This window comes from uncultured Campylobacter sp. (genome assembly GCF_937997595.1).
Lineage (GTDB): Bacteria > Campylobacterota > Campylobacteria > Campylobacterales > Campylobacteraceae > Campylobacter_B.
Map to the genome: position 1 here is coordinate 1 of NZ_CALKTS010000194.1, position 10,846 is coordinate 10,846.

At 48.8% G+C, this 10,846-nt stretch carries 13 protein-coding genes; 9 read left to right on the top strand and 4 right to left on the bottom strand.

Translation table 11 applies throughout. The features are described from left to right. The first annotated feature begins 22 nt into the window (after positions 1 to 22). The 9 genes from Q0614_RS06870 (at position 23) to Q0614_RS06910 (ending at position 6,392) form a co-directional block, all read left to right on the top strand. A complete protein-coding gene (locus tag Q0614_RS06870) occupies positions 23 to 1,069 on the top strand; it encodes an ABC transporter substrate-binding protein (protein WP_298787533.1) in 1,047 nt (348 codons plus the stop codon). Beyond that, on the top strand, positions 1,069 to 2,049 hold the full coding sequence (locus Q0614_RS06875) for an iron ABC transporter permease (RefSeq protein ID WP_298787535.1): 981 nt from the start codon (positions 1,069 to 1,071) through the stop codon (positions 2,047 to 2,049). Before Q0614_RS06870 ends, Q0614_RS06875 begins: the two co-directional genes overlap by 1 nt. Further along, a complete protein-coding gene (locus Q0614_RS06880) occupies positions 2,033 to 2,797 on the top strand; it encodes an ABC transporter ATP-binding protein (RefSeq protein ID WP_298787537.1) in 765 nt (254 codons plus the stop codon). The genes Q0614_RS06875 and Q0614_RS06880 overlap by 17 nt, the downstream gene beginning before the upstream one ends. A 134-nt stretch (positions 2,798 to 2,931) precedes the next feature. Continuing rightward, the gene (locus Q0614_RS06885; protein WP_298787539.1) at positions 2,932 to 3,156 is read left to right on the top strand and encodes a hypothetical protein; all 225 of its coding nucleotides are present in this window, start codon (positions 2,932 to 2,934) and stop codon (positions 3,154 to 3,156) included. 126 nt (positions 3,157 to 3,282) lie between these two features. Further along, entirely contained in the window at positions 3,283 to 3,510 is a 228-nt protein-coding gene (locus Q0614_RS06890) for a hypothetical protein (protein WP_298787542.1), read from the top strand. A gap of 115 nt (positions 3,511 to 3,625) precedes the next feature. Continuing rightward, positions 3,626 to 3,871 (top strand): hypothetical protein, encoded by a 246-nt coding sequence (locus Q0614_RS06895; RefSeq protein ID WP_298787544.1) that lies wholly within the window; start codon positions 3,626 to 3,628, stop codon positions 3,869 to 3,871. 108 nt (positions 3,872 to 3,979) lie between these two features. After that, the gene (locus Q0614_RS06900) at positions 3,980 to 4,681 is read left to right on the top strand and encodes a hypothetical protein (RefSeq protein ID WP_298787546.1); all 702 of its coding nucleotides are present in this window, start codon (positions 3,980 to 3,982) and stop codon (positions 4,679 to 4,681) included. Positions 4,682 to 4,779: 98 nt separating this feature from the next. After that, positions 4,780 to 5,424 (top strand): hypothetical protein, encoded by a 645-nt coding sequence (locus Q0614_RS06905; RefSeq protein WP_298787548.1) that lies wholly within the window; start codon positions 4,780 to 4,782, stop codon positions 5,422 to 5,424. 149 nt (positions 5,425 to 5,573) lie between these two features. Next, entirely contained in the window at positions 5,574 to 6,392 is an 819-nt protein-coding gene (locus Q0614_RS06910; protein WP_298787550.1) for a hypothetical protein, read from the top strand. Positions 6,393 to 6,652: 260 nt separating this feature from the next. Here the strand turns inward: Q0614_RS06910 and Q0614_RS06915 are convergent, their stop codons facing one another. The 4 genes from Q0614_RS06915 to Q0614_RS06930 form a co-directional block, all read right to left on the bottom strand. Further along, the gene (locus tag Q0614_RS06915) at positions 6,653 to 7,744 is read right to left on the bottom strand and encodes an ABC transporter permease (RefSeq protein ID WP_298023545.1); all 1,092 of its coding nucleotides are present in this window, start codon (positions 7,742 to 7,744) and stop codon (positions 6,653 to 6,655) included. Further along, a complete protein-coding gene (locus Q0614_RS06920) occupies positions 7,741 to 8,835 on the bottom strand; it encodes a hypothetical protein (protein ID WP_298787552.1) in 1,095 nt (364 codons plus the stop codon). Before Q0614_RS06920 ends, Q0614_RS06915 begins: the two co-directional genes overlap by 4 nt. Continuing rightward, positions 8,823 to 9,182 carry a hypothetical protein gene (locus Q0614_RS06925; RefSeq protein ID WP_298787554.1) on the bottom strand — a complete coding sequence of 120 codons (360 nt, stop codon included), beginning with the start codon at positions 9,180 to 9,182 and terminating at the stop codon, positions 8,823 to 8,825. The genes Q0614_RS06920 and Q0614_RS06925 overlap by 13 nt, the downstream gene beginning before the upstream one ends. Beyond that, on the bottom strand, positions 9,179 to 10,846 hold a 1,668-nt coding region (locus tag Q0614_RS06930), incomplete at its 5' end, for an ABC transporter permease (protein ID WP_298787556.1). The genes Q0614_RS06930 and Q0614_RS06925, both read right to left, overlap by 4 nt.

Consider the following 10,846-nt stretch of genomic DNA (forward strand, 5'->3'; position numbering starts at 1 on the left):
GCGGAATTTTCAAGGAGAAAAAATGCTTAAACTTCACTCAATCCTTCTTGGTGCAGCGCTTTGCGCTAGCCTGGCTTTTGCAGATCGCACGATTACCGATCAGCTCGGTCGTAAGGTCACAATCCCGGATCAAGTAAATCGTATCGTCGTGCTACACCACGAAGCACTCAATGTCTTAAACGAAATTAACGCCCAAGATAAGGTCGTGGGCATCCTAAAAAGCTGGGAGCAGCGCCTAGGCAAAGAGTATAATCGCTTGGCGCCGAGTTTTAAAAACCTACCTAATCCAGGCGATATCAAAGATGTCAATTACGAAGCTCTGCTTAGTCTAAAGCCCGATGCGGTCGTAGTAGTAAACTACTTCCCCAAAGAATATATCGCTAAAATGGAGGAGTTAAAAATCCCAGTCGTAGGTATTTCATTTTTCAGCTCTGCACAAGAGGAAAAAGCTAAGCTAAATCCGACCTTTAAAGATGAGCGCGATAGCTTCGCTGCTTACGATGAGGGCTTTTACGAGGGGGTTAAAATTCTAGGCGAACTAAGCAATCACGAAAAGGATGCCGCTGAACTAATAGATTTCGTTAAAAAATCGCAAGCTGATTTAAATGCCAAATTTAGTAATTTTATCGTAGATAAAAGACCTAGAGTTTATATGGCAAATCCTGATCTTACGACCTACGGTAGCGGCAAATATACTGGCGTAATGTTAACAAGAGCGGGTGCGACGAACGTCGCCGCTGCAGATATAAAGGGCTACAAGCAGGTTTCGCCGGAGCAAATTTTAGCATGGAATCCGCAGATTATCTTAGTGCAAAATCGCTATCCTCAAGTACCTGCCGAACTTAAGGCAAACCCTGCGCTAAAAGGTCTTAGCGCCGTGAAAGAGGATAGAATTTATCTAATGCCCGAATTCGTTAAAGCATGGGGTCATCCGACTGCCGAAGCAATGGCGCTTGGTGAGGAATGGCTTGCGATGAAACTTTATCCGCAAAATTTTAAGGACGCAAACTTTGATAAAAAAGTAGAGGAATTCTACGAGAAATTTTACCGCGTCAAATATCAAAAATAATGCTGAGCCTAATCCTGCTTCTTTTTTGGGTAGTGCTGGCGCTAATCTCGCTCGCTAGTGGGCAGTTTCATATACCGTTAGAAGAAATTTTTAAAATTCTCTTTAGCGGAGGCGGCGATGAAGCTGCCAAAAGTGTGATGCTGGATGTTAGAATTCCGCGCATTCTACTCTCCAGCCTTTGCGGTGGAGCGCTTGCTATCGCGGGTTTGAGCTTACAGGCGGTATTTAAAAACCCGCTCGTTGGCCCGCACATCGTAGGCGTTAGCACTGCAGCGGCATTCGGCGGCGCGCTTTGTATTTTGCTAGGATTTAGCGGCTTATGGCTTGCGGGGTTTGCATTTTGCTTCGGGCTTGCGGCGCTATTTTTGCTCTATCTTTTGGCAAAATTCGTAGCACGCGCCGATATTTTCTCACTCATTTTAGCAGGTATAGTCATTAACGGCGTATTTGCCGCACTTACGAGCTTAGTGCAGTATCTAGCAGACGATGAGGAAGTGCTGCCTAATATCGTTTTTTGGCTACTGGGAAGCTTCGTAAGCGCAGGATATGATAAAGTAATTTTGATGTGCGCGATCGCCCTGCCCGCTTCTGCAGTATTAATTGCGCTGAGATGGCGGTTTAATCTACTCAGCCTAAATGATGATGATTTGCGCGTGCTAGGCGTGGACGTTAAGTTTCTGCGCTGCACGATCCTAGCGCTTTGCACCGCTCTGATCGCCGTACAAGTTAGCGTCAGCGGAAATATCGGCTGGGTAGGTCTTGTAGTGCCGCACGCCACCAGGCTCATCGCGGGCAGCGACCACGTGAAGCTAATGCCTGCCTGCTTCATTGCAGGAGCGATCTTTATGCTGGCAATCGACGATCTATCTCGCTCGCTAAGTAGCGCCGAAATTCCTTTAGGAATTCTATCCGCTCTCATCGGAAGCCCGATCTTTGCCCTACTTCTAAAAAGGAGTGCCAAAAATGCAAAATCTAATTGAGGTAAAAAATGCTGGCTTTTACTACGAGGCGGAAAAATTCTGCTTTCGCAACTTAAACTTCGAGCTTGCCAGCTCTCAAACATTAGCGATTTTGGGCTTAAACGGGCAAGGCAAAAGCACGCTAATGTCGTGTATGATGGGGATTTTACAGCCTAAAGAAGGCGAGATCGTACGCAAGGCAAAATTTGCTTTTTTGCCACAGAGCTTTAACGTCGCGTTTGATTACAGCGTGCTTGACATCGTACTGATGGGGCGGGTACGCGAGATCTCGCTCTTTTCAAAACCGGGCAAAAAGGATATTCAAATCTGCCTTGACGCTCTGGATACGCTAGGCGTCGCCCATCTGCAAAAGCGCAGCTTTAACGCCCTTAGCGGCGGGCAGAGGCAGCTCGTGCTCTTTGCTAGAGCCCTAGCTAGCGGCAGCGACGTGCTGTTTTTGGACGAGCCTGCCAGCGCGCTTGATATCAAAAACCAAGACCGCGTGCTAAGCCTCATCGCAAATCTACGCTCAAATAGCGATGCGAGCATAGTTTTTACCACCCATCAGCCTAACCACGCCCTCGCAGTCGCCGATCGCACACTAATCTTGCGAAATGATCTTAGCTACAACTACGGCGCAAGTAACGAAATTTTAACCGAAATCGCGCTTAGCTCGCTCTACGGCGTACAGATCAAAACGGCGAAATTTGACGTTGCAGGCGAGCAAATCCCCAGCATCACGCAAATTTTCAGCGCGCAGGTGAAGTAGCGGCGCGACAAAGCAACTCATCAATCGGCGTGGAATTTTAAATCGCGGGATTTTGTTTTGAGTGGAATTTAAATCGCGAAATTTTGTTTTGAAATGCCGTCTTGAAATTCTGATTAAATTTTATATCGAGGTTTTTGCTTTGGAATTCCAGTCTAAATTCCATAGCGGAATTTTACCGCAGAATTCCAAGCAGAAATCTCATAGTGGAATTTTCTGTGGCTTGCCAGTTTTCTAAGCGTGCAACGAAAGCATGCTATCGCTTGAGTTTTGAAATTTCACAGTGGAATTCTACCCCGCAAATCCATAATCAAAATTCCGTTTTAAAATCTCGCGGCGGAATTTTATTCTCGCTCTGGTAGAATTCCTGAAATTCCGCAGTCTGCAAGCTTGTCCCGACGAAATTTTGAAATTTTAAATTTAGCTGTTTAATTCCTGCTTTACATCGATTTATGTATGCTTCGGGATAAATTTTAAAAAGGCTTATTATGCAAGATCTCGTATCTCAGGCAAGAAAAGAGGGGATGATCAGCACCGGCATCGATCTGTTTTTAGCGGCAGTGCCTGCGACTTTAGTTGCGCTAGATATTGCTATTAACGGCATGCTAGGGCTTAGCACCAACGGCTACCTATATCACTGGCGGAATTATTTTTGCTCTTTTGTGTGTTTCGGTATTTTTCAGGCTAAGAGCGCTCCGCAAAATTTCAATGCTTAGCGGCATAAGGGCGGCGGTGCTTTACCGCAACTGCGTAATTGTCTGCATCTGTGTCATTGCCATAACAAGCATCTTTTTATTGATTCCTTTATCGATCTCACACAAGCATTTGGCAATGATATTGTGCATTTTAATAGCGTTTGCGGGCGCAATCTACATGATCGTAGCGTGGTTTTGCATAAATTTTGCTCTAGCGCGCGTAAGCGGCGTGAGGATCTTTGAGACATATGTGTGGCTCTGCGTCATCCTTTTTCCATTAAATGCACTATACCATTTGATATTACCCATAGTCCTCATAATAACCGGCATCGTGCACCTGCTAGCCTGGAGCAAGATAGAAAAGATAAGCGTAAAAGTTTAGAATTTCGCAAATATCTTGTCGCGATAGAATTCCGATCTTGTCGGTTTAATTTATATTTTATGCTTGTTTATATATACTTCGGGTCAAATTTTTAAAAAGGGTTTATATATGCAATTCATTGTATCTCAGGCAAGAAAAGAGGGGATGATCAGCACCGGCATCGATCTGTTTTTAGCGGCGCTACCCGTGGTTTTTATCGTAGTAGGCTATGTCTCTTTCAGCGAGCCATGGCGCCTTGACGACGAGATGATAAATTATATCGCTAGCGGAATTTTGATTGCTTTTATTTGTGTTTCGGCATTTTTCAGATTGCAGGCGCTCCGAAAAATTTCAGCGCTTAGCGGTATAAAAGCAGCGACGCTTTATCGCAACTGCATAATAATCTGCGTCTGCTTTTTTGCGCTAGCGCTCGTGCTCAATTACCTTTATCCGAGAGAGCCTGACGCAGACGGCGGGCAGAGTGATAATCCATTTGCGGCGATATTTGGACTAGCGCTTTTCGTGGGCGTTATTTACATAATCTTCGCATGGTTTCGCATAAATTTCTCTTTAGCGCGCGTAAGCGGCGTAAGTACCTTTCGGACTTATGTGTGGCTTTGTGTGGGACTTTTCGTGCTAAATATACTATGCAATGTAGCGCTCTACGGTTTATTCGCCTATAAGTTGCAGACGGGCGCCGAGCCGGCTTCTGCTTTGGTTATCGTCGTCGTGTTATCCAAAATGCTCCTGCCGTTCATCGCTCTTGTGATAACCGGCATCGTGCACCTATTAGCCTGGAGCAAGATAGAAAAGATAAGCGCGGAGGTTTAAATTTTAAATTTCATAAACCTCTTGTCACGATAAAATTTCGCTCTTTCCGGTTTAATTAGCGTTTTACACTTCGAGATAAATTTTAAAAAGGCTTATGTATGCAAGATCTCGTATCTCAGGCAAGAAAAGAGGGGATGATCAGCACCGGCATCGATCTGTTTTTAGCGGCGGTGCTCGCGGTTTTTAAGGCTATAGGCCTTGCTCCCGGCGGAATGTTCTTAATAGCCAGCGGAATTTTTATCGCTCTTATCTGTTTCTCGGTGATTTATAGGCTAAGAGCGCTCCGCAAAATTTCAATGCTTAGCGGCATAAAAGCGGCGGTGCTTTACCGCAACTGCGTGATGATCTGCATCTGCTTCGTGGCGCTTTTATTATTTTATCCGGCAGGTTGTTACAGAGAAGTAACGATGAAAGAGATGATAGAAGAGACTATATGGAATTTAGCGGTGCCCGCAGCCGCAATCTACATAATCGTAGCGTGGCTTCGCATAAATTTTTCGCTTGCGCGAGTAAGCGGCGTGAGCGCCTTTCGCACCTATGTATGGCTCTGCGTGGGGTTTTTAGCGCTAAATATACTGTGCGGCGCGGGGCCCTTCGGTTTGGCTAACTCCAAGCCGCAAACTGACGATTCGGTTGTGGCTTTAGTCATTACATCATTAAAGGAATTTTTGCCGTTCATCGCTCTTGTGATAACTAGCATCGTGCACCTGCTAGCTTGGAGCAAGATAGAAAAGCTCGCCTAAGCCGAAGCGCTTTCGTTTTGCGGCGACCACGCCTTTTGCAAGTCTAAACCGCAACGTCCAAGTCGCGCTGTTATAGCAATGTCAAGCGCGCCGCCGCAGCAGTAAAGCCGTAAGATAGTACGTAAATTTAGAAAATTCAAAGGATAAAAATGAAAGAAATTTCAAAGCAAGATCTGCTTCGCAAGGCGAAATTCCGCGGAGTTTTAGGTGCCGTGATTTTGCTAGGCATCGGCATAAGCGGCACGGTGGGCGTAAGCAGCATAGACGAGGACGCGGTCGCGATTTTTAGAGTTTTAGCGCTGCTAGCGACATTAGCGATATTTTACGACTGCTTCGTTTGCCTAGAAAAGGTACTAGGCATGCGCTTCGTTAAGACCTATAGGCTGATAGAAAGTATCCCGATCGTCGCGATTTTGTGCTACTGCGCCATGGTAGTAGCGCTAAAAGAGGGCGCGATGCTAGGTCTGCTCTACACCCTGCTCTACGTCCTTTCGACGTGCGCGGCGGTGATAATCTGGGGCGTATTAAACTGCCGCCTAGCCACACTTAGCGGCGTGGATTTATTTAAAATCTACGGCATAGTGGTGTCCGTGACGTGGCCCTGCGAAGCGGTATCGGGCGCGCTAGCTAAAATAGGCGTAATCCTCGCGCTGCCGTATCTAATCGCAGCGTCGCTGGTAACGGCGTTTTCGGGGATTTTGCTAATCATAGCATGGATAAAATTCAACCCCGCAAGGTTATGCGGCGCGGAAAATTCTAGCGAGCTTGATGGCGCCAAGCTAGGCGCGGACGGCGAAAAACCGAGCATTTACAGCAAACTCGCCGCTTTTAAGAAATCGGACGCGGACGATGCGAAAAAGCCCGCTTCCAAGGCGAGCGCAGATACCGCAAATATGCCTGCTTCCAAAGTGAGCGCAGATGATACGACCGCCGCAAGACGCCCGGGCAACCCCGGATTTAAATTCTAACTCTACTCGCAAGATGGAATTTCGCAAAATTTTTAAAATTTAAGGCGCAAAATTTATCGCGACGCGCGGTGCACCAGGCGGAAACGCGGAATTTTGATTTAATTTTATCCACTACAAACGCGCAAAATTTAGGGCAAAATTCCAAGCCGAAATTCCGCGATCAATTTAAAATTTTAAGCAGAGGTTCAATCCAAAAATTCCGACGAAGCAAAATCCAAGCCAAAATTCCAGCTGAAATTCTAAAATTCCGATCTAAATCCCTAATCCAGCTTATTTCTAAAAAGCGACGCCGCAAAGCTCAACGTGCCAAGCCCGATCAGCAGCAGCGGCACGATGAGATGCCACAGCTCGCCCAGGCCCGCGCCCTCCAGATAGATCCGCCACATGCAGTTGTTGGCATAATACATCGGATCTAGGTGCGCGATGTAGTAAAACCACCGCGGCATCGCATCCGCAGGCGTTATCAGCCCGCTTATCATAATGCACGGCAGCAGGAACAAAAACGAGCTCACGACCGATTGTAGCGAGGTTTTGCAGACGGTCGAGATCACGAGGCCGATGCCTACGTTGCAGGCGCTAAAGATCGCGATGATCGCAAAAAGATCCGCAAAGCGCCCTCGAAACGGAATTTCAAAGTAAAATACGCAGATCAAAAACAGCGCGAGCCCCTGCGCGATCGCGATCAGCACGGGCGGCACAGCCTTGCCGATCAGCATCTCAAGCGGGTTTGCGGGCGTCATCAGCATCATATCGAAGCTCCCCTCCTCGCGCTCGCGAGAGACGCTAAACGCCGATAGCATCAGCACCTGAATCATCGAAAGCCCCAAAATCATCCCCGTCATGATCGTGTAGCGCGTGATCGTGTTTTCGTTAAAAACATAGCGCGGATTTATGCTGATTAAATTGACAAAATGCTGCGCGTTGTATTCCCCCGCTATGGCTTGCACGAAGCCGATGACGGTGTTTGCCAAGGTCGTATTGCGCGAATCCGCGATGATCAAAAGCTCGTGCGTATCCTTAAAATCGCTGCCGAAATAGATCCCAATGATCGCCTCGCCCTCGCTTACGGCGCGGCGCAGACAGGTTAGGTCTTTGCAGCCAAGTTCGGTCTTAAACATCGGCGTAGCGGCGATGCTCTGCACCAGCGCGGTGGACGTCGCATCGCGGGCATCGTCCAAAATCGCGTAGCGCACCTGCTCGGGGGTGAAATTCGCGCCGTAGCCGAATATGATCGCCTGCACCAGCACCGGCACGATCAGCACCATGCGCGTGCCCTTGTCGCGAAACATCGCCAAAAATTCCTTTTTTATCAGCGCGCGAATTCGAAGCAGGGATTTTCGCAGAGCGTTCATCGCGCGCTCCTTTCAAATTTAGCGGCGCCTTTAAATTTAACGCCATTTTCAAATTTAGCGGTGCGGGCTCGCGGAGTGAAATTTGAAATAAAATTTAAAAACGGAATGGGCGCGGGTTTACATTTACGCGGCGCAAGCGTAAATTTTAAAATTTCAAACCGATTGCGCAGCGGTTCGGGCGTAAATTTTAAAATTTTAAATCCATTGCGCGACGGCGCTGGCGAAAATTTCAAAAGCGCAGGTTTAAATTTACGCGGCGGCAAGGAGCTAGAATTTAAAAGCTCTGCCGCTTGCTTTTGCGGCTCGAAGCGGCGTTTTAAGCGCTCTGCGGCGCTAAATTTTAAAATTTCAAACCCGCGCCCAACCACCGTTTGCGAGCAAAAACGGCTCGCACCGAGAAATTTTAAAAATTTCATCGCATGCCTCTTTTGGGTGCAAAATTTCATTCTTTGCACTCCCCGTGAAAGCGAAGCGTTCGTCGCTTGCCCTACTTCATAGCGCGAAATTTTACCGCTTGCGGCTCGAATCAAAGCGGGGTACTTATGCAAGCAAACGGCGTAAATTTCGCTACGCCACGCTTCGTAGTTACGCCGTGTAATCGCGCTGCAAAGCTGCATCGCAAAACGCGATTTAAAATTTAAAAGTGCGCTTATGAGGTTAAATTTGCTAAGCTTTTCTGCGCGCCCTACTTCGTAGCCGTGCCGTGCAGCTACGCTACGAAGTCGCACTATGCGGCGGCGCACAAAATTCGAATATCCGCCCGCATGATTAAACTTAACCGCGCTCTGTTTTTCTATCACGTCGTGCGTATGCTGCGAAGTAAGCCGCGCCGCACGCCCTACTTCGGCTTTATCTGTGCGCGGCAAAATACGACGCGGAGCACGTGTTAAAGCATGGCGCAGAGCATGCGGCGGCTCGTGAATAAACTTTAAGATTTTAAATTCGCACTGCGATGCGAAATTTTGTGCGATGTGTGCATAATGCACGCATCCGGGCACAAATTTTAAAATTCTAAATCTGTGCTGCGATATAAAATTTTGCACGGCGTTCGCGAGACGCGCTAGAGCGTGCGTGAACTTTAAAAATCCCATCGCGCACTCCCTCTCGTGGCTACGTCGCAAGATCGCGCTGCCAAAGCTTGCTTTTTAATTAAAATTCCAAACCGATTGCACGGCATAGGCGAAAATTTTAAAAATTCCGCCGCTTGCTTTTGCAGCTCAAAGCGGCTTTTTAAGCTCTCTGCGGCGCTAAATTTTAAAATTTCAAGCCCACGCTCCGCTCGCTTGCAAAAAAATTCTAAAAATTTCATCGCGTCCTCTCTTTTGGCGGCGTGAAATTCCGCCATCGATGCCTTGGGCGAAAGCGAAACGTTAATTGCGTTGATTTTTGCGGCACGAAATTTCTCCGCGCAAGCGTAAAGCAAAAATAAAAATTTCATCGCGCGCCCCTTTTTACGCTAAGCACGCACAAGCTGAAAAACAAAACCGCTCCGAGCGCCTGAATGGCGAGGTTTACCCACAGCGTCGCGCTCTGTCCACCCGATAGGAAGCAGATGCGAAAGGACTCGACCGCGTATGTGGGCGGCAGCAGGTGCCCGATGAAGTTGACCGCCGCGGGCAGTCCGCGCAGATCGAATATCATGCCGCTAAGCAGCGTCACGGGCAGATAGCCGATGACGATGGCGTATTCCTGCGCTAGGAATTGATTTTTGCAGATCGCCGAGATCAGCATGCCTAGGCAGGTCATCTCCAGCACGAAGACGCAAAGCGTCGCCAGTAGCATCGCCACGCTGCCGCGGATCGGGATGCCTAAAAGAACCTGCCCGTAAACGAGCGTCATCGCGCCGCCTAAAAGCGCCAGGAAATAATACGCGCCGACCTTGGCAGTGACGATCTCAAGCGCGCTTGCGTTGGAGTTGTAAAGCGAGGCGATCGTGCCGCGGTCCCATTCGCGCGAGATCACGACCGCGACCATAAACAGGCAGATGAGCCCCAAAATCCCCACGTACTCGGCAGATACGAGATACCACGTCGATTCGTTGGCTTCGTTGAACCAGCTGCGATAATTCACGCTGACGGGCTTTGCTGCGGCGTTTAAATTTGTGTTTAAAAAGCCGTAATCTTGCGCCAAAACCTGCTCGATTACGCCCGCGACATAGACGTAGCTAAGAAGCGCGAGCTGCGACTGAGTGGCGTTTTGGATAAGGAAAATCTCGGCGCCGTCTTTATTCGAGCCGCTCGCGCCGCCTCCTGCACCATTTGAGCCGCCTACATTACTTGAGCTGCCGCCGTTATTTACAACGCCGCCCGCGCTGTGAGCGCCGTTAGCGGAAGGGCTTGCATTGACGCCGCCGTTCGTATTTTGGAGATCGTCTGCTCCGCCCATGAGGCCCGTATTCGTATCGCCTGCGCCGCCGATTAAATTTGCGCTGCCTTGATTTGCGCTCACGTCGCCTGCGCTGCTACCGGAATTTACAGTCGCGCCGCTTAAATTTACTCCGCTGCCGCCCGCTTCCGCGCCGTTGCGGTGCAAACTCTCGCCGCTTGCGCCGCCTGTGGAGGCGTTTATGTCGCTCTCCGTGCCCGCGCCTCTGTCCTCAAGCGGACGGACATTTGCGCCGCCGCTCACATTTTGGAGATTGTCCGCGCCGCCTGTGGAGGAGCTGTCGTCGCTAGAAAGGTTTAAATTTACGCCGCCGCCCGCGTCGCCGAGTCCGCTCAAGGTGTTTTGAAATTTAGCCGCAAAGCGCGGATCAAAATACAAAATGCTCTCGATCTCGTGCGCCTTAAAATCTCTCCTCGCGCTCTCTAAATCCGTATAGACGCGGGTTTGCAGGTATTTTGAGCCCAAAAATCCGCCGAGCAGATCACGCTCGATTTTGGAGCCCAGATCGCTTACGAAGCCCACCTTAACGGGCTTTATGTCCATCCGCATCGCGTATCCGTAGATCACGACCAAAATTAGCGGCATCAAAAACGCGATCACGAGCGCCGATCGGTCCTTTGCGATCTGCGCGAACTCCTTTTTTACGAGGATTTTTAAAAAGGTAAAGTTCATCCGCCCTGCCCCTGTGCTCGGATTTTGCGGCACTGCGCCGCTCGC

What these genes read in the sequence shown, in the direction of transcription:
- Q0614_RS06910 (WP_298787550.1), top strand. Translation starts at nt 5,574, where the DNA reads ATGAAAGAAATTTCAAAGCAAGATCTGCTTCGCAAGGCGAAATTCCGC.
- Q0614_RS06925 (WP_298787554.1), bottom strand. Translation starts at nt 9,182, where the DNA reads ATGAAATTTTTATTTTTGCTTTACGCTTGCGCGGAGAAATTTCGTGCC.
- Q0614_RS06905 (WP_298787548.1), top strand. Translation starts at nt 4,780, where the DNA reads ATGCAAGATCTCGTATCTCAGGCAAGAAAAGAGGGGATGATCAGCACC.
- Q0614_RS06900 (WP_298787546.1), top strand. Translation starts at nt 3,980, where the DNA reads ATGCAATTCATTGTATCTCAGGCAAGAAAAGAGGGGATGATCAGCACC.
- Q0614_RS06920 (WP_298787552.1), bottom strand. Translation starts at nt 8,835, where the DNA reads ATGGGATTTTTAAAGTTCACGCACGCTCTAGCGCGTCTCGCGAACGCC.
- Q0614_RS06895 (WP_298787544.1), top strand. Translation starts at nt 3,626, where the DNA reads ATGATATTGTGCATTTTAATAGCGTTTGCGGGCGCAATCTACATGATC.
- Q0614_RS06890 (WP_298787542.1), top strand. Translation starts at nt 3,283, where the DNA reads ATGCAAGATCTCGTATCTCAGGCAAGAAAAGAGGGGATGATCAGCACC.
- Q0614_RS06880 (WP_298787537.1), top strand. Translation starts at nt 2,033, where the DNA reads ATGCAAAATCTAATTGAGGTAAAAAATGCTGGCTTTTACTACGAGGCG.
- Q0614_RS06875 (WP_298787535.1), top strand. Translation starts at nt 1,069, where the DNA reads ATGCTGAGCCTAATCCTGCTTCTTTTTTGGGTAGTGCTGGCGCTAATC.
- Q0614_RS06870 (WP_298787533.1), top strand. Translation starts at nt 23, where the DNA reads ATGCTTAAACTTCACTCAATCCTTCTTGGTGCAGCGCTTTGCGCTAGC.
- Q0614_RS06915 (WP_298023545.1), bottom strand. Translation starts at nt 7,744, where the DNA reads ATGAACGCTCTGCGAAAATCCCTGCTTCGAATTCGCGCGCTGATAAAA.